We start from the raw sequence: 16,965 nt of genomic DNA, 5'->3' as shown, positions 1-16,965 counted from the left end.
GTCAGCTGATCGTGGCCGACCACGATGTAGACCAAGCCCTTCTCGACGAACGCGCCCACCTCGACCTCGCCCGCCGGTGCCTCCTGCAGATGCAGGAGGCGGCCGAGCACATCACCGACTACGGTGTCGACGAACTGGCCAGCTACGCGCTGGGCCGAATGCGCGCCGAACGGCTGGCCGCGCTGCGCGCCGACCCGGACGCGCCGCCGTTCTTCGGCCGCACCGACCGCGATCACGACGACCACCGGCCCGGCGCGGAGATCCTGCATATCGGCCGGCGGCACGTGCGCGACCTGGCCGGCGATCCCGTCGTCATCGACTGGCGCGCCCCGTTGGCCCGTCCCTTCTACCGGGCCAGCCCGGCGGACCGGCAGGGCGTGCAGTTGCGCCGCCGTTTCGGGTTCCACGCCGGGCTGCTCACCTCGTTCGAGGACGAGCACCTGGATCGCGGCGAGGCGCTCGGGCTGAACTCGGAGTTGCTGCGCGAGGAGATCGAACGCCCCCGTGTCGGTCCGATGCGCGACATCGTCGCCACGATCCAGCCGGACCAGGACGAACTGGTGCGCGCTGACCTGGCGACCTCGCTGTGCATCCAGGGCGCGCCCGGCACCGGCAAGACCGCGGTCGGGCTGCACCGCGCCGCGTTCCTGCTCTACACCTTCGCCGAGCGGCTGCGGCGCACCGGCGTGCTCGTCGTGGGCCCGAACAAGGCGTTCCTGCACTACATCGCCCAGGTGCTGCCCTCCCTCGGCGAGATCGGCATCGAGCAGGCCACGGTCGACGACCTGGTGGGTGCCGTCGGGCCGGCCCGCGACAGCGCCGAGCTGGCCACCCTCAAGGGAGACGCACGGCTGGCCGAGGTGCTGCGCCGCGGCGTGCTGTCACACATCCGCAAGCCGACCGACGACGTGGTCGCCATCGTCGGCACGCGGCGGTACCGGATCGGCGCGCACCACCTGCGCCGGTACGTCGACGACGCGCGGCGGGCGCTCGCCGCGACCGCGGCCGGCGCCACAGCCGGCGCGAGCGGCGGCCTGCTCTGGTCGCAGGCCCGCGAACGGTTGCGGATGCAGCTCGCCGAGGACGTCCGCCGCCAGCGTGAGGACGTCGGTGGCGCGCCGTCGGACGCCGAGACGGCGAAGGTCGCGCGTTCGGCCGCGGTGCGCGAGTTCGTCGACACCGTATGGCCGGCCCTCACCGCACCGGCGCTGCTGTCCCGGCTGTTCGCCGAGCCGGAGTTCCTCGCCCGGTGCTCGGCCGGCCTGCTCACCGACGACGAACACGCGGCGCTGTTCCGCAAGCCCGCCCGCACGCTGCGCTCGACGCAGTGGACGCCGGCCGACGCGGCACTTCTCGACGAGCTGGCCGGCCTGATCGACGGGACGAGCGCGTTCCTGCACGTCGTCGTCGACGAGGCGCAGGACCTGTCCGAGATGCAGTGCCGCGCGATCGCCCGCCGGTGCCCGCTCGGCTCGGTCACCGTGCTCGGCGACCTCGCCCAGGCCACCACGCCATGGGCGCCGGGCGACTGGGCGGTGACGCTGCACCACCTCGGCCACCCCGGCGCCGAGGTGCGGCCGCTGACCGCCGGCTACCGCGTGCCCGGCGAGGTTCTCGAGGTGGCGAACCGGTTGTTGCCGCACATCGCCGCCGGTGTCCCGGCCGCCACCTCGGTCCGCGCCGGCGAGGGTGCGCTGCGGTTCGCGCCCGCAGCCGCGCTCGCGCAGGAAGTGCAGCGCACCCTGCAGGCCGAGGGGTCGGTGGGCGTCATCGTCCCGGACGCGCTCGTCGAGTCCGTCCACCAGCAACTCGCCGACGCCGGGATCACCGCCGAGGAGCTGGACCTGGACGCGGACCCGCGGGTCACCCTCGTCCCGGCCTCCGAGGCCAAGGGCCTGGAGTTCGACTCGGTGGTTCTTGTCGAACCGGCGGGTATCGTCGCCGGTGAGCCCACACGCACCAGCGGACTTCGCCGGCTGTACGTGGTGCTCACCCGCGCGGTGTCCCGCCTGACCGTGCTGCACGACGAGCCGTTGCCGGACGAGCTCGCGGTGTAGCCGCGCTCACGGCGGGGTAGTAGTCAACAGCACGGAGCCGAGCCGTCGAGGAGGACCGCCATGGGGCTGCTGGACCGAGCCAAGCTGAAGGCCGAAGAACTGTCCAAGAAGGCCAAGCCGCTCGCGCAGGAGATGTCACAGAAGGCGCGTCCGATGGCCGAGAACGCGGTCGAGCGGGCCAAGCCGCTGGCCGCGAAGGCGCGCGAGCGGGCGGGCAAGATGGCCGTCCAGGTGAAGGAATCCGCCGAGGGCTTCCGCGAGGGTCTGCACGAGCGCGGGCAGGACACCGGCCATGACTCGACGGCGAGCGCGCCGCCCGCGACCGACCCGTCCCAGCCCGAGCCGAGGCGTGAGTCGCCGGTCGTGCCCGACGCGCCACCGGTGTCCGACCCGCCACCGGCTCCGGACCCGCTGCCACAGACCGCGCCCGAGGTGCCACCGCGCGAGCCCGAGCCGCCGTCGAACCCGGCCTGATTGAACCGGACGGAACTGCGCGGCTGGATCGAGGACGCGCTGGCCCGCCACGATCGCGACGCGCGGGAGCGGGACGAGAGCGCCGCCGCCCCCACCGTCGCCGAGATCGTGGACGCCGTCTGGGGGCGGTTGCCGCTTCAGGTGCGCCGCGAGGTGTCCCGGGCCCAGGTGCAGGCCGGGCTGACCGTGCTCACCGCGCAGCGCGGTGCCGCCGTGTCCCGGGACGTGCCGCCGGGCGCACACGCGCTGCCCGACGGGAGCGACTGAGCGCGGCGCGCTCGATGCCGCACGTGCCGCCGTGACCGCGATCACGGATATGGTAGGAACCCCTGGGTATCTCGGCGGGTGCGCCACCCCTGTACCAACGAGATGCCCGGCCAACTGACGGCTCGCGTGGCAATCCCCCGCGGCGCCGCGATGCGGAAAGTGGTGTCCTGAGATGACCGAGCACATCCAGCGGGTGACTCCCGAGCCGGACATGGTCCAGCTCTTGACGCCGGAGGGCCAGCGCGTCGAGCACCCTGACTACCCGCTCGAGATCACCGACGAGCAGATCGCCGCGCTGTACCGCGACCTCGTGCTCGTCCGGCGGATCGACAGCGAGGCGATCGCGCTGCAGCGCCAGGGCGAGCTGGGCCTGTGGGCCAGCCTGCTCGGCCAGGAGGGCGCCCAGATCGGCGCCGGTCGCGCGCTGCGCCGGCAGGACATGGCCTTCCCCACCTATCGCGAGCACGGCGTCGCGTGGTGCCGCGAGGTCGACCCGCTGGTGCTGCTGGGCCTGTTCCGCGGGACCAACCTGGGCGGCTTCAGCCCGTACACCCACAACTTCAACAACTACACGATCGTGATCGGCGCGCAGACGTTGCACGCGACCGGCTACGCGATGGGCGTGGTCCGTGACGGCGCCGTCGGAACCGGCGACGACGACCGGGACACCGCGGTCCTGGCGTTCTTCGGCGACGGCGCCTCGAGCCAGGGGGACGTGAACGAGTCGTTCGTGTTCGCGGCCGCCGGCAACCTGCCCGTCGTCTTCTTCTGCCAGAACAACCAGTGGGCGATCAGCGAGCCGGTGACCACGCAGAGCCGGGTGCCGCTGTACCGGCGCGCGGACGGTTTCGGCTTCCCCGGCGTCCGCATCGACGGCAACGACGTGCTGGCCAGCCTCGCGGTCACCCGCAAGGCGCTCGACGACGCCCGCAACGCCCAGGGACCGACCCTCATCGAGGCGTTCACCTACCGGATGAACCCGCACACCACCAACGACGACCCGCGCCGCTACCGGCTGGCCAGCGAGGGCGAGACGTGGAAGCTGAAGGATCCGATCGAGCGGGTGCGCGCCTACCTGACCCGCCAGGCCGGGCTGCCGGCGTCCTTCTTCGACGAACTGGCGGCCGAGTCCGAGCAGCTGGCCGAGCACATCCGCAGCGGCTGCCGGGCGCTGGCGAACCCCACCGCGCAGTCCGTCTTCGAGCACGTGCACGTCACCATGCCGCCAGAACTACGTGAGCAGCGCGACGAGTTCGCCGACTTCGTCGCGTCCCTTCAGGAGGCAACCGCATGACCACCTCACGGCGTCTCCCGTTGAGTGGCGACTTTCCCGTTGAGTGGCGGGCTACAGGCCGCCACTCAACCCATAACCCGCCACTCAACGAGGCAGGTGCGGCATGAGCGAGAAGCTGACGATGGCCAAGGCGCTGAACGAGGGGCTGCGCAAGGCCATGGAGGCCGACCCGAAGGTCCTCATCATGGGTGAGGACGTCGGCAAGCTGGGCGGCGTGTTCCGGGTGACCGACGGGCTGCAGAAGGACTTCGGCGAGGACCGCGTCATCGACACCCCGCTCGCCGAGTCCGGGATCATCGGCACCGCCGTGGGGCTGGCGATCCGCGGCTACCGGCCGGTGTGCGAGATCCAGTTCGACGGCTTCGTCTTCCCCGGTTTCGACCAGATCGTCAGCCAGGTCGCCAAGATGCACAACCGCTCGTCCGGCCTGGTCAAGATGCCGATCACCATCCGCATCCCGTACGGCGGCGGCATCGGCGCGGTCGAGCACCACAGCGAGTCGCCGGAGGCCTACTTCGCACACACCGCGGGGTTGAAGGTCCTCGTCTGCGCCGACCCGTCGGACGCCTACTGGATGATCCAGGACGCCGTCGCCGACGACGACCCGGTCATCTTCTTCGAGCCCAAGCGCCGCTACCACGCAGCCAAGTCCGAGATCGCCGAGCGGCCGACACCGCTCTACCAGGCCCGCATCGCCCGTCCCGGAACCGATCTCACCCTGCTCGCGTACGGCTCGATGCTGACCACCACGCTGGAGGCAGCCGCGGTGGCCGCCGAGGAGGGGCGCAACCTCGAGGTCATCGACCTGCGCTCGGTCTCCCCGCTGGACATGCCCACCGTGCTGGAGTCGGTGCGGCGCACCGGCCGGCTGGTCATCGTCCACGAGGCGCCGGGCAGCTTCGGCGCGGGCGCCGAGATCGCCGCCCGCGTCCAGGAGCAGGCGTTCTACTCGCTGGAGGCACCGGTGCTGCGAGTGACCTCGTACGACACGCCGTACCCGCCGAGCAGGCTGGAGAACGAATGGCTGCCCAGCGTCGATCGCATCCTGGACGCCGTCGACACCTCACTGGAGTACTGAGTTGAGTGACATCAGGCAGTTCAAGCTTCCGGACCTCGGCGAGGGGCTGACCGAGGGCGACATCCTCAAGTGGATGGTCGCGGTGGGCGACACGGTCGCCGTGAACGACACCATCGCCGAGGTGGAGACCGTGAAGGCGGCCGTCGAACTGCCGGCGCCGTGGGCCGGGGTCGTCACGGGCATCCACGCCGCCGAGGGCGAGACGGTGCCGGTCGGGACCGCGATCATCTCGATCGACGTGGCCACCGGCGGGGCAGCGGCGAGCGCGCCGTCGTCCGATCCGGGCAACGCCGCGGTCGAGGACCTGGTGCCCGAACTGCCCGGCGAGCCGTCCGGCGCCGACGAGAAGCAACTGACCCTGGTCGGCTACGGCCCCCAGGAAGGCGGCGGGGGCCGCCGGAGGCGGCGCGCCACTCCCGCCGTGACGGCCGGAGTGAACGCGTCGTTCAACCTTCCGCCGTCGGCGGCGCAGCGGCCGCCGCTGCCCGAGCCGGACAGCGACACCATGCCGCCGCCGGCGTCCGTGCCCGCGGCCGCGCGGCACGCTCACCAGGTGCTCGCCAAGCCACCCGTGCGCAAGCTGGCCAGGGACCTGGGCGTGGATCTGGGCGGCGTCCAGCCGACCGGCCCGAACGGCACGATCTCGCGCGAGGACGTGCACGCCGCCGCGTCCGGGCAGGCGTACGCGCCCAGCGGTGCGCCGGCTGCCCCCGCGGCGCGGGAGACCCGCATCCCGATCAAGGGCGTGCGCAAGCACACCGCGGCCGCCATGGTGGCCTCGGCGTTCACCGCCCCGCACGTCACCGAGTTCGTCACCGTCGACGTGACCGAGATGATGCAGTTGCGCGATCGGGTCGCGGCCCGGCGCGAGTTCCGGGACGTCAAGGTCTCGCCGCTGCTGTTCGTCGCCAAGGCGGTGATCCTGGCCGCCCGGCGCACCCCGGAGATCAACGCGACCTGGGACGAGGCCGCCGGCGAGATCGTCCTCAAGCACTACGTCAACCTGGGCATCGCCGCCGCCACCGGACGCGGCCTGATCGTGCCGAACATCAAGGACGCCGACACGATGTCGCTGCGCGAACTGGCCGGCGCGATCGGCCGGCTCACCGAGGTGGCCCGCTCGGGCAAGACGCCGCCGGCGGACATGGCAGGCGGCACGATCACGATCACCAACGTGGGCGTGTTCGGCGTGGACACCGGCACGCCGATCATCAACCCGGGCGAGGCCGGCATCGTCGCGTTCGGCGCGGTGCGGCGGATGCCGTGGGTGGTGACCGACGGTGACCGCACTCAGCCCGGCGAACGGATCGAGCCGCGTTGGGTCACCCAGCTGGCGGTGTCCTTCGACCACCGGCTGGTGGACGGCCAGCAGGGTTCGCAGTTCCTGTCCGATGTGGCTCAGGTCCTAACAGATCCAGGGTTGGCACTGCTTTAGGGTTCGTGACCTTAGCCACTGAGCGGCATATTGGCTTCGATTCCTCGGTTGTGGCGGTATAGTTCACGTAAAGCAACCGCCACGGAGGCCAACGATGTCCACCACCAGCAAGTTCACCGCCCGCATTCGCGCCCGCCGCAACGCCCGCGAGTTCGACCGCGCCCTGCGCACCGCCTCGCCGGCCGTCCGGCAGGAGCTCATCGCCGCGGCCAGCCGCGACTACAACCGCTGACCGATCTGCGGAACAGCCCGCAGCCACCCGCCGTTGCGCTGAGGTGACTGCCGCCGCCCGCCCGCCCCGCGTCCGCGCTCCGGAACTTCCCGGCGCGGGCGCGGACTGGCTGGGCGGCACCCCGACAACGCTCGCGTCCCAACGCGGGCGTTTCGTGTTGCTGGACTTCTGGACGTCCTGCTGCGCCAACTGCCTGCACGTGCTGGACGAGCTGCGCCCGCTCGAGGCGCGCTTCGGCGACATCCTCACCGTGGTGGGCGTCCACTCGGCCAAGTTCGCCCACGAACGCGATCCGCGCACCGTCCGCGCCGCGATGGAGCGATACGAGGTCGAGCACGTCGTCGTGAACGACCCCGAACTGCACCTCTGGCAGCAGTACGCGGTCAAGGCCTGGCCGACGCTCGCGCTGATCGACCCGCAGGGCTACCTGGTCGCCCAGGCCGCGGGTGAGGGCCAGGTCAGCGCGCTGGCGGCGACGATCGAGCTGCTCGCGGCCGAGCACGAGGCCGCCGGCACGCTGCGCCGCGGCGTCGCCCCGGCGGTCACCGCGTCGGCCGCACCGTCCGCGCTGCGCTTCCCGGCCAAGGCGATCGTCCTTCCCGCCGCCCGCACCGGCCGCGAGCGCGACAGCGTGCTCGTCGCCGACGCCGGCCATCATTCGCTCCTCGAGCTGGCCACCGACGGCGAGACCGTCCTGGCCCGTATCGGCACCGGCACCCGCGGCCGGGTGGACGGCCCGGCCGAGATGGCCCGCTTCGCAGAGCCGAACGGCCTCACCTTGCTGCCGCCCGGACTCGCCCGCTACGACGTGCTGGTGGCCGACACCGCCAACCACGTGTTGCGTGGGGTCCGGCTCGAGGCGGCCGACGCGACCGGGACGCCCGCGGCCGCCGAGGTGGTCGCGACGATCGACCTGGCCGCAGCCCTGGCCGGGACGCGGACGGTGACCGGCCCGATCCCGCCGATGCTCTCGCCGTGGGACGTCAGCTGGTGGCCGGCCATCGAGCGGGTCGTCATCGCCGCGGCAGGCGTCCACCTGTTGCTGGCCTTCGACCCGCGCACCGGCAGCACCGAGGTGCTCGCGGGCACCACCGTGGAGGGCCTGCGCGACGGCCCGGCGGCAGACGGCTGGCTGGCCCAGCCCTCCGGCCTCGCCGTCGCCCCCGCCGGTGTTGCCGGCGCCGCCGATCGACTGTGGTTCGTCGACTCGGAGACGTCCGCGCTGCGCTACCTGCAGGACGGCGAGCTGCACACCGCCGTCGGCGCGGGGCTGTTCGAGTTCGGGCACGTCGACGGCCCGGCGGCGCAGGCCCGCCTGCAGCACCCGCTCGGCGTCACCGTGCTGGCCGACGGCAGCGTCGCGGTGCTGGACACCTACAACGGAGCCGTCCGCCGCTACGACCCCGCAACCGGCCAGGTGAGCACGCTCGCCGGCGGGCTCGCCGAACCGTCCGGTGCGGTGCTGGCCGGCGGTGACCTGGTGGTGGTGGAGTCGGCCGCGCACCGGCTGGTGCGCCTGCCGGCGCTGACTGCGGCCCAGCTCCGCGGCGCGCAGGTCGACGGCGCGCAGGTCGACGGCAAGGCGCTGCGGACGGCTCGCCCGCCGACCCCGGTAGCGGCCGGCCCGGTCCGGCTGCGCGTCGTGTTCCGGCCGGCGCCCGGGCGCAAGCTGGACGAACGGTACGGCCCGTCCACCCGGCTCAGCGTCAGCGCCTCGCCGCCGTCGCTGCTGCTGGACGGCGCGGGCGACTCGGCCGAGCTGGCCCGCGACCTGGTCCTCGCCGAGGGCGACGGGGTCCTGCACCTGACCGCGCAGGCCGCGTCCTGCGACGACGCGGGAGGCGAACACCCCGCGTGCTACCTCGCCCGGCAGGACTGGGGCGTCCCCGTCCAGGTCCGCGCCGGCGGCGACACCACCGAGCTGGAGCTGGTCCTGCTCGGCTGAGCCGGGCAATTCGCGCGCGGCCCGCTGCTGCGGCCAAGTAGCGTTGCCGGACGTGACGAATCCAGCGATCCAAATCGCCCTGCAGCTACAACCCCAGCACGCCGACTACGCCACGCTGCGTGACCGGGTCCGGGAGGCCGAGGACCTCGGCACCGACATCGTGTTCAACTGGGACCACTTCTACCCGCTCTACGGCGACCCCGACGGCAAGCACTACGAGTGCTGGACGATGCTCGGCGCCTGGGCCGAGCAGACCAGCCGGATCGAGATCGGGGCGCTGGTGAGCTGCAACAGCTACCGCAACCCGGACCTGCTCGCCGACATGGCCCGCACCGTCGACAACATCAGCGACGGCCGGCTGATCCTCGGCATCGGGTCGGGCTGGTTCGAGCGCGACTACACCGAGTACGGCTACGAGTTCGGCACCGCCGGGCAGCGGCTGGACGTGCTGGCCGAAGCGCTGCCCCGGATCGAGGAGCGGCTCGGCAAGCTCAACCCGCCGCCCCGACGCAAGCTCCCGGTGCTCATCGGCGGCGGCGGCGAGCGCAAGACGCTGCGCATGGTCGCCCGGCACGCCAACATCTGGCACTCCTTCAGCGACGCCGAGACGCTCACCCGGAAACTGGCGGTCCTGCGGAAGCACTGCGCCGACATCGGGCGTGACCCGGCCGAGATCGAGGTGTCGGTCGGTACCGGAGCCTCCGGCGAACCGGCCGAAGTCGCGGGGCCGCTGCTCGAGGCGGGCGCGACGCTGTTCACCGTCGGCGTCGGCAACGAGGGGCACGACCTCGGTCAGCTCAAGTCCTGGCTCGCCTGGCGCGACTCGCAGTAACAGCGGCACGCGCCTCACCAGCAGATGACGAAGGGGCCCTGCCGGCGGCAGGGCCCCTTCGCTTGGTACCGGGTGTCAGACCGGGCGGACGTTCTCCGCCTGCGGGCCCTTCTGGCCCTGGGTCACGTCGAACTCCACCCGCTGGTTCTCATCCAGCGAGCGGTAGCCGTCGGACTGGATGGCCGAGTAGTGGACGAACACGTCCGGAGCGCCACCGTCGGGAGCGATGAAGCCGAAGCCCTTCTCGCTGTTGAACCACTTGACTACGCCCTGAGCCACGTCAACTTCTCCTATTGCTGCTAGGAAACCGCACCTTGCGGGTTCCGAGGTCACCACCGGGCGAACACCATTTCCCGACAGCCGAGAGAAGGACGATCAACCGGTTACCTGCCTCGCGTACGAGCCATCGCGGCAACCGGCAACAGCCTAGCAAGGCAAGGTGCCTTTCCCGCAAGTCCCGAACGGCGAATTCGAGGCCCGGCAGACTGTGCCCATGAGCCAACTGGTCCGGTTGGAGACGGCGCGCGGGCGCGCGGTCCTGGCCGCAACCGTCCTCGGATCCGGAATGGCGTTCCTGGACAGCACGATCGTCAACGTCGCGGCCAAGCACATCGGCCAGGATCTGCACGCCGGTTTCACCGCGCTGCAGTGGGTGCTGAACGCGTACACGCTGGCGCTGGCCAGTCTGATCCTGCTCGGCGGCTCGCTCGGTGACCGGCTCGGCCGGCGTCGCATCTTCCTGATCGGCGCGACGTGGTTCGCCCTGGCCTCACTGGCCTGCGCGCTCGCCCCGAACGCGGGCGTGCTGATCGCCGCCCGCGCGGTACAGGGTGTCGGCGGCGCGCTGATGACCCCGGGCAGCCTGGCGATCATCTCCGCGAGCTTCATCGCCGAGGACCGCGCTATCGCGGTCGGCGCCTGGTCCGGGCTCTCCGGAGTCAGCACCGCGATCGGGCCGCTGCTCGGCGGCTGGCTGGTGCAGTACCACTCGTGGCGGTGGGCGTTCCTGATCAACCTGCCGCTCGCCGCGCTCGTGGTGTTCCTCGGGCTGCGGTTCGTGCCGGAGACCCGCTCGACCCGTACGTCCCACACCCCGGACGTCGCCGGCACCGCCCTGGTCGCAGGCGCCCTCGCACTGCTGACCTTCGGCAGCACGCACGCCGGCACCGCGGGCTGGTCCGCCGTGACGGTCGGGACGTGTGCGGCGGGCGCGGCGCTGCTCGTCGTGTTCGTGCTCGTCGAACGGCGGGCGCGCGAGCCGCTCGTGCCGCTGCGCCTGTTCGCCGACCGCACCTTCAGCGGGACGAACGCCATGACGCTGCTGACCTACGCAGCGCTCGGGGCGGTGCTGTTCGTGCTGGTGCTGCACCTGCAGGTCTCCGGCGGCTACGGCGCGCTGGCGGCCGGCCTCGCGACGCTGCCGATCACGATCCTGCTGCTCGTGCTGTCCGCGCGCAGCGGCGCCCTCGCCACCCGGATCGGCCCGCGGGCACAGCTGATCGCCGGACCACTGCTCGCGGCGGCCGGCCTGCTGCTGACGCTGCGCATCGACGCGCAGCACCGCAACTACCTGCTCGACGTGCTGCCCGGCGTCGTCCTGTTCGGACTCGGCCTGGTCACGCTGGTCGCGCCGTTGACGGCCACGGTGATGGCCGCCGCGCCCGGTGACGACGTCGGCATCGCGTCCGGGGTGAACAACGCGATCGCGCGCGCCGGCGGGCTGCTGGCGGTGGCGGTGCTGCCGCCGCTGGCCGGGTTGCGCGGAGAGGCCTACCGCCAGGTGCCGGTCATGGTGCACGGTTACCGGGTGGTGGCACTGTGCTGCGTGGGCCTGCTCGTCCTGGCTGCACTCGCCGTCGCGCTCAGCGTCCGACCTAAAAGCGAAAGGCTGTAACCGAAAATGGACGACGGCACCGACAAAGGCATCCTCGAACACATCCACGAGCTGGTCGCCGAGGAGAAGCGGCTGCGCGCGAGCGGCCACGGACTCGACGGCGCCGATCGGACCCGGCTGCAGGCCCTGGAGAACCAGCTCGATCAGGCGTGGGACCTGCTGCGCCAGCGCCGCGCCCGCGAGGACACCGGCGAGAACCCGGACACGGCACGCGAACGCAGCGTGAACGAGGTGGAGGGCTACCTGCAGTAGCCCGGACCGATCAGCTGTGCGCGGCCGCGGCGTACAGCACGGCGGGCTCCACCGAGCCGGCGAGCACCCGGCCGTCCGCCGTGACGAGCAGGCACAGCAGCGGGGTGTCGAGCAGCGCGCCCGAGCCCCAGTCCCCGGAGACTGTGCTCATCGTCGACTGCATGTCCCGCGGCACGACGGCAGAGGGGCCGCCGACCGCGCGGTACTCGGTGATCGCCGCCCAGCCGGTGTCGCCGATCGCGGCCTGGGCGACCGCCGCGCCGGGAGCCGCCGCGACGATCTGTTGCTGCGGGCCGCGCAGCACCGTCGCCCCGGCCGGCGGCGTGAAGGCGAAGTAGTCGGCCGCGGGCATCTTGTAGGTGACGCTGGTGAACGCGACGTCGATGGACGGCTGCAGCAGACCGCGGGCGTAGACCTGCACGCCGAGCGGGACGTTGCGCGCGGCGTCCACGTCGATGTGGACGGCGCCGATGCGGGTCTGCGCGTCGTCCGCCGGCCGCAGGATCAGCTCGTATGTCGGCCGATCGGCGATCTGCGGCCCGAGCCTGGAGATGATCTCGGTCTGCTCGTCGATGGCGGCCAGTGTGCGCTCGGTCAGCTGCTGCGGGGTGAGGGTCGCGAGGGTCAACGGCGCCGGCGAGATCGGCGCGCCGATCGCGGCGGTCGCGGCCGGGGCGAGCAGCGAGTGGGTGGCCACGCGGGTCTGGCTGTCCCACTGCCAGACGTCGCGGCCGGAGTGGAACACGTCGGTCTCGCTGGTGGCCGCGAGCAGTGCGACCCGCTGCCGCTGGGCACCGCCGTACCAGTAGCGCATCGTGTGCGAGCCGGCCTCGAGCAGCGTCGGGGATCCACTGCCGGACGCGGCGGCCGACACCGGCAGGTCCAGCGAGGTCTGCGCGAGGACGGTCCCGGAGAACCCGGTGTCGCGGGCCGCCTCGATGCCGCGCACCAGCGAATCGGCGGTCGCTTCCGGAAGGCGATCGTCCGAGCGGCTGAGGCTGAACACCGCTACGGTCGACGTGGCAGCGATGGCGAGGATCGTCGTCGGGACGACCCACCGCAACGCGGGGTGTCGCCGGGCGAAAGACGCGATCGTCACTTCATCAAGGATGAGGATGAGGCACTGTGACCGGGCTGAGGTGTCGCCGCTCGTGGGCGGGGCCACAGTGGCAGGCTGGCCGGTGTCGTCGATGAAGGAGAACCCGTGCGGCTACTGATCGTCGAGGACGAGGTCCGGTTGGCCTCCGCACTGCAGCGCGGACTCGCCAACGAGGGCTTCACCGTGGATCTCGCACACACCGGGCCGGACGGCCTGCACATGGCGCAGGAGAGCACGTACGACGCGGTGGTGCTGGACATCATGCTCCCCGGCTTGTCCGGGTACCGGATCATCGAGCAGCTGCGCGCGGCCGAGAACTGGGTGCCGATCCTGATGCTCACCGCGAAGGACGGCGAGTACGACGAGGCCGACGCGCTCGACCTGGGCGCCGACGACTACCTGACCAAGCCGTTCTCCTTCGTCGTGCTGCTCGCCCGGCTGCGGGCGTTGCTGCGCCGCGGGGTCACGCCGCGGCCTGCCTCGCTCACCGTCGACGACCTGGTGCTGGACCCCGCGGCGCACACCGTCAAGCGCGGCGATGTGTCGATCGAGCTGACCCCGCGCGAGTTCTCGTTGCTGGAGTTCCTGATGCGCCGCGCCGGCGACGCGGTCAGCAAGGCGGACATCCTGCATCACGTGTGGGACGCCAACTACGACGGGGACGCCAACGTCGTCGAGGTGTACGTGGGCTACCTGCGGCGCAAGATCGACACGCCGTTCGGCCGGCAGAGCGTGCAGACGGTGCGCGGGGCGGGCTATCGCCTCACCACGGAGACCGGCACCGCGAGTAGCTGATGGCCGGGCGCGGCTGGTCCGGGCTGGGCTGGCCCGCCCGCTGGTGGGCGCGGCAGTCGCTGCGCGCGCGGCTCACCCTGCTGGCCACCGCGCTGTTCTCGCTCGCGGTCGCGACCGGCGCGGTGCTGCTGCTGGTGTTGCAGCGGTACGCCCTGGTACGGGTGCTGGACTCGTCCGCGCAGAAGACGGCGTCCGACATTGCCCGGCAGTTCCGCAGCGGGAAGAACCCCACCAGCGTGCTGCCCACGACCGGCGGCATCACCGCGGTGCAGGTGGTCAACGCGCAGGACGTGGTCATCGCGGCCTCGCCGGGCGCGGATCGCACCACTCCGGTGCTCGATGCCCGCCAGCTCCGCGAGGCACGCAAGGGTGCGCGGCTGGACATCGACAGCACCACCTCCGACGCCCGGCTGCGGGTGCTTGCGCAGAACGTCGGGGGCAAGACCGTGCTGGTCGTCAGCGACATCTCGCGGGTCGACGACAGCCTGCGCATCCTGGGCCGGGCCGCGCTCATCGGCGGCCCGATCGCCGTGCTGCTGATGGGGCTCGCGACCTACGCGGTGGTCGCGCTGACGCTGCGTCCGGTCGCCGCGCTGCGGCACGGGGCGGCCGACATCACCGCGGCCGGGCTGGCCGATCAGCGGCTGCCGGTTCCCGGTGCGCACGACGAGATCCACCGCCTCGCCGTCACGCTGAACGCGATGCTCGACCGCATCGACGCGGCCACCGCGCGCCAGCGCACCTTCATCGGCGACGCCGCGCACGAGCTGCGCTCACCGCTGGCCTCGCTGCGCGTGCAGCTGGAGGTCGCGCAGCGGATGGGCCCGGCGAGCGACTGGTCCGGCGTGGTCGACGACGTGATGCTCGACGTCGAGCGGCTGAACCGGCTGGTCGAGGACCTGCTCGCGCTGGCCCGGATGGACGAGGCACGCAGCCCGCGCCGCGAGCCCGTCCGGCTGGACGATCTGGTGTCCACCGTGGTCGACGGCTACGAGCATGCGCGCGTCCCGGTGCACGCGTCGGTGGATCACGACGTGACCGTGCAGGGCGACCCGGACGGCCTGCATCGCGTGCTGATCAACCTGCTGGACAACGCGGTCCGCTACGCCGACACCGAGGTCGCCGTCGAGGTGCGGCTCGGCAACCTGGCCGGGCGGCGGGTCGTGCGCCTGTCCGTCGCCGACGACGGACCCGGCATCGCACCGGCCGAACGTGAGCGGGTGTTCGACCGCTTCTACCGCATCGAGGAGGCGCGCGACCGCGAGACCGGCGGCACCGGGCTGGGGCTGCCGATCGTGCGCGACCTGGTACGCGCACACGGTGGCAGCGTGCGGCTCACCGACCGAGCCAGCGGGCAGCGTGGCCTGCTCGCCCTGGTCGTGCTTCCCGCCGATGCGGCCTGACACCACTGCGATCAGCGGCGGCGTCAGGCCGCATCGCGGGCCGCAGTCACGGCGTGGTGCAGGGCGGTAGGCCGGTGCCCGACGCGCCACCCGGGCCGGTCGGGGTACCGGTCACCCCCGTAGTGGCCGTCCCGCCGGGCGTGCTGCTCCCGGTGCCCGGCGGCGGCGGTGTGGTGCAGGTCGGCGGCGGCTTCTCGTACACGTAGACGGTCAGGTGGATGGTGGTGTCCGGCGGGTAGGCGATCCCGGGCTTGGGGCTCATGTCCGCCACGGTGTTCTCGAGCTTCTTGTCGTGGGTGACCTTGGTGTCGTCGGCCCGGACATCGGTGAACTGCAGCCGGTTCAGCTGCGTCTTGGCGTCGTCGACGTTCTTGGTGCGCACGTCCGGCAGCTTGATCGTGCCGGTCGAGACACCGAGCGTCACCGTGGTGCCGACCGGCACCTGGTTGCCGTACGGCGGCGGATCCTGGGTGACGACGTAGCCCTGCGGGTGCCGGTCGAACACCTGCTTGACCTTCGGCACGAGCCCGAGCTTGGTGAGCACGGGCGCGGCCTCGCTGTACTGCATGTCGGTCACCGGCGGGATGGTCACCATCTTGATCGAGTAGATCGAGTAGCTGACCTTGACGTTCGTCTTGGCGGAGTCGCCGACGGCCGGCGAGACCGTGCAGACCTGGCCGGCCTGCACTTGCGACTGGCACTGCGACTGATCGGTGATGGGCGCTCCCGCGACGATGTCGGTGAAGCCGGCGCCCTTCAACGCGGTCTCCGCCGCGGCGGGCGACAGGCCGATCACCGCGGGCACGGTCGCCGTCTTGGGTCCGTTATTGTCCTGCTTGCGGGTGAAGTAGATCAGCGCGGCGACGCCACCGATGACCAGCAGCATGGCGAGGATCACCGCCAGCCAGATCAGCCCCGCCCGGCGCTGGTCGTCCTCGCGCATCGGCTCGTCCAGGTCGTGCCGGGCGACCGCGACCGGCGGCGGGGTGCGTGCGATGAACTGGGTGCGCTCGGCGTCGGTCATCACCGCCTCGGCGTTCACCGGCTGGTTCGCCAGCGCCCGCTGCAGGTCGCTGCGCATCTCCCCGGCGGACTGGTAGCGGTTGAGCTGGTTCTTCGCGAGCGCCTTCATCACGATGGAGTCCAGCGCGCGCGGCACCTCGGGGTTGCGTGCCGACGGGACCATCGCGTTCTCGCGCACGTGCTGATAGGCGACCGCGACCGGGGAATCTCCTTGGAACGGCGGGACGCCCGTCACCAGCTCGTAGAGCAGGCAGCCGGTCGAGTAGACGTCCGAGCGGGCGTCGACGGCCTCGCCGCGTGCCTGCTCGGGCGAGAGGTACTGGGCGGTGCCGATCACGTTGGCGGTCTGCGTCACGGTCGCCGCGCTGTCGGCCACGGCGCGCGCGATGCCGAAGTCCATCACCTTGACCGCGCCGCTGTGCGTGATCATCACGTTGGCCGGCTTGATGTCGCGGTGCACGATCCCGTTGCGGTGGCTGAAGTCCAGCGCGCCGCAGATGTCGGCCGTGATCTCCATGGCACGCCGGGCCGGGAGCCTGCCCTCGGCCTTGAGGATGTCACGCAGCGTGCGTCCCTCGACGAACTCCATCACGATGTACGGCTGGCTGCCGCCGTCCGGGGCCGCGTCCTCACCGGTGTCGTAGACCGACACGATCGACGGATGGTTCAAGCCCGCCGCGGACTGTGCCTCGCGTCGGAACCGGTTGAGGAACGAGGGGTCGCGAGCGAGATCCGCGCGCAGCACCTTGATCGCGACGTCCCGGCCGAGCCGGATGTCGCGCCCACGGTGCACCTCGGCCATGCCGCCGTAGCCGATGAGCTCACCGAGCTCGTACCGGCCGCCGAACAGTCGGCCCTGCGTCATCGTTCGTCCCTCTCATCGCT

16 protein-coding genes are annotated in these 16,965 nt (G+C 72.0%); 13 read left to right on the top strand and 3 right to left on the bottom strand.

Annotated elements, in window-relative coordinates:
• The first annotated feature begins 11 nt into the window (after positions 1–11).
• From M6B22_RS12405 to M6B22_RS12365, 9 genes are all read left to right on the top strand, one after another.
• Positions 12–2,057, top strand: a complete 2,046-nt coding sequence (locus tag M6B22_RS12405) for a HelD family protein (protein WP_269441862.1) — start codon at positions 12–14, stop codon at positions 2,055–2,057.
• A gap of 60 nt (positions 2,058–2,117) precedes the next feature.
• Complete coding sequence (locus tag M6B22_RS12400; RefSeq protein ID WP_269441861.1) at positions 2,118–2,531, top strand: hypothetical protein; 414 nt, start codon at positions 2,118–2,120, stop codon at positions 2,529–2,531.
• Positions 2,532–2,798 carry a hypothetical protein gene (locus M6B22_RS12395; protein WP_269441860.1) on the top strand — a complete coding sequence of 89 codons (267 nt, stop codon included), beginning with the start codon at positions 2,532–2,534 and terminating at the stop codon, positions 2,796–2,798.
• Positions 2,799–2,970: 172 nt separating this feature from the next.
• Complete coding sequence (locus M6B22_RS12390; RefSeq protein ID WP_269441859.1) at positions 2,971–4,092, top strand: thiamine pyrophosphate-dependent dehydrogenase E1 component subunit alpha; 1,122 nt, start codon at positions 2,971–2,973, stop codon at positions 4,090–4,092.
• 103 nt (positions 4,093–4,195) lie between these two features.
• A complete protein-coding gene (locus M6B22_RS12385) occupies positions 4,196–5,170 on the top strand; it encodes an alpha-ketoacid dehydrogenase subunit beta (protein ID WP_269441858.1) in 975 nt (324 codons plus the stop codon).
• A 1-nt stretch (position 5,171) separates the two neighbouring features.
• The gene (locus M6B22_RS12380) at positions 5,172–6,605 is read left to right on the top strand and encodes a dihydrolipoamide acetyltransferase family protein (protein ID WP_269441857.1); all 1,434 of its coding nucleotides are present in this window, start codon (positions 5,172–5,174) and stop codon (positions 6,603–6,605) included.
• A 94-nt stretch (positions 6,606–6,699) separates the two neighbouring features.
• Positions 6,700–6,837: a hypothetical protein gene (locus tag M6B22_RS12375; protein ID WP_269441856.1), complete on the top strand. Its 138-nt coding sequence runs from the start codon at positions 6,700–6,702 to the stop codon at positions 6,835–6,837.
• A 43-nt stretch (positions 6,838–6,880) separates the two neighbouring features.
• A complete protein-coding gene (locus M6B22_RS12370) occupies positions 6,881–8,782 on the top strand; it encodes a thioredoxin-like domain-containing protein (protein ID WP_269441855.1) in 1,902 nt (633 codons plus the stop codon).
• A gap of 43 nt (positions 8,783–8,825) precedes the next feature.
• Positions 8,826–9,614, top strand: coding sequence for an LLM class F420-dependent oxidoreductase (locus M6B22_RS12365; protein WP_407935521.1), 789 nt, complete (start codon positions 8,826–8,828; stop codon positions 9,612–9,614).
• A 75-nt stretch (positions 9,615–9,689) separates the two neighbouring features.
• Here M6B22_RS12365 and M6B22_RS12360 read toward each other — a convergent pair whose 3' ends face one another.
• Positions 9,690–9,893 carry a cold-shock protein gene (locus M6B22_RS12360; protein WP_269441853.1) on the bottom strand — a complete coding sequence of 68 codons (204 nt, stop codon included), beginning with the start codon at positions 9,891–9,893 and terminating at the stop codon, positions 9,690–9,692.
• Between the two features lie 214 nt (positions 9,894–10,107).
• Here M6B22_RS12360 and M6B22_RS12355 point away from each other — a divergent pair, with 214 nt between their 5' ends.
• Both M6B22_RS12355 and M6B22_RS12350 read left to right on the top strand, forming a co-directional pair.
• Positions 10,108–11,508, top strand: a complete 1,401-nt coding sequence (locus M6B22_RS12355) for an MFS transporter (RefSeq protein ID WP_269441852.1) — start codon at positions 10,108–10,110, stop codon at positions 11,506–11,508.
• 6 nt (positions 11,509–11,514) lie between these two features.
• Entirely contained in the window at positions 11,515–11,760 is a 246-nt protein-coding gene (locus tag M6B22_RS12350; RefSeq protein ID WP_269441851.1) for a DUF2630 family protein, read from the top strand.
• 10 nt (positions 11,761–11,770) lie between these two features.
• Here M6B22_RS12350 and M6B22_RS12345 read toward each other — a convergent pair whose 3' ends face one another.
• Positions 11,771–12,859, bottom strand: coding sequence for a LolA family protein (locus M6B22_RS12345; RefSeq protein ID WP_269441850.1), 1,089 nt, complete (start codon positions 12,857–12,859; stop codon positions 11,771–11,773).
• A gap of 105 nt (positions 12,860–12,964) precedes the next feature.
• On the opposite strand from M6B22_RS12345, the gene M6B22_RS12340 reads away from it, so the two are divergent.
• Complete coding sequence (locus M6B22_RS12340) at positions 12,965–13,654, top strand: response regulator (protein ID WP_269441849.1); 690 nt, start codon at positions 12,965–12,967, stop codon at positions 13,652–13,654.
• Positions 13,654–15,057: a sensor histidine kinase gene (locus M6B22_RS12335; protein ID WP_269441848.1), complete on the top strand. Its 1,404-nt coding sequence runs from the start codon at positions 13,654–13,656 to the stop codon at positions 15,055–15,057. The genes M6B22_RS12340 and M6B22_RS12335 overlap by 1 nt, the downstream gene beginning before the upstream one ends.
• Before the next feature lie 46 nt (positions 15,058–15,103).
• On the opposite strand, the gene pknB is transcribed toward M6B22_RS12335, so the two are convergent.
• The gene (pknB, locus tag M6B22_RS12330; protein ID WP_269441847.1) at positions 15,104–16,945 is read right to left on the bottom strand and encodes a Stk1 family PASTA domain-containing Ser/Thr kinase; all 1,842 of its coding nucleotides are present in this window, start codon (positions 16,943–16,945) and stop codon (positions 15,104–15,106) included.
• Between the last annotated feature and the right edge of the window lie 20 nt (positions 16,946–16,965).

It is taken from the genome of Jatrophihabitans cynanchi (genome assembly GCF_027247405.1).
GTDB classification, from domain to species: Bacteria; Actinomycetota; Actinomycetes; order Mycobacteriales; family Jatrophihabitantaceae; genus Jatrophihabitans_B; species Jatrophihabitans_B cynanchi.
This window is presented reverse-complemented; position numbering and strand designations above follow the sequence as displayed.

What these genes read in the sequence shown, in the direction of transcription:
- M6B22_RS12335 (WP_269441848.1), top strand. Translation starts at nt 13,654, where the DNA reads ATGGCCGGGCGCGGCTGGTCCGGGCTGGGCTGGCCCGCCCGCTGGTGG.
- M6B22_RS12400 (WP_269441861.1), top strand. Translation starts at nt 2,118, where the DNA reads ATGGGGCTGCTGGACCGAGCCAAGCTGAAGGCCGAAGAACTGTCCAAG.
- pknB (WP_269441847.1), bottom strand. Translation starts at nt 16,945, where the DNA reads ATGACGCAGGGCCGACTGTTCGGCGGCCGGTACGAGCTCGGTGAGCTC.
- M6B22_RS12375 (WP_269441856.1), top strand. Translation starts at nt 6,700, where the DNA reads ATGTCCACCACCAGCAAGTTCACCGCCCGCATTCGCGCCCGCCGCAAC.
- M6B22_RS12355 (WP_269441852.1), top strand. Translation starts at nt 10,108, where the DNA reads ATGAGCCAACTGGTCCGGTTGGAGACGGCGCGCGGGCGCGCGGTCCTG.
- M6B22_RS12350 (WP_269441851.1), top strand. Translation starts at nt 11,515, where the DNA reads ATGGACGACGGCACCGACAAAGGCATCCTCGAACACATCCACGAGCTG.
- M6B22_RS12385 (WP_269441858.1), top strand. Translation starts at nt 4,196, where the DNA reads ATGAGCGAGAAGCTGACGATGGCCAAGGCGCTGAACGAGGGGCTGCGC.
- M6B22_RS12390 (WP_269441859.1), top strand. Translation starts at nt 2,971, where the DNA reads ATGACCGAGCACATCCAGCGGGTGACTCCCGAGCCGGACATGGTCCAG.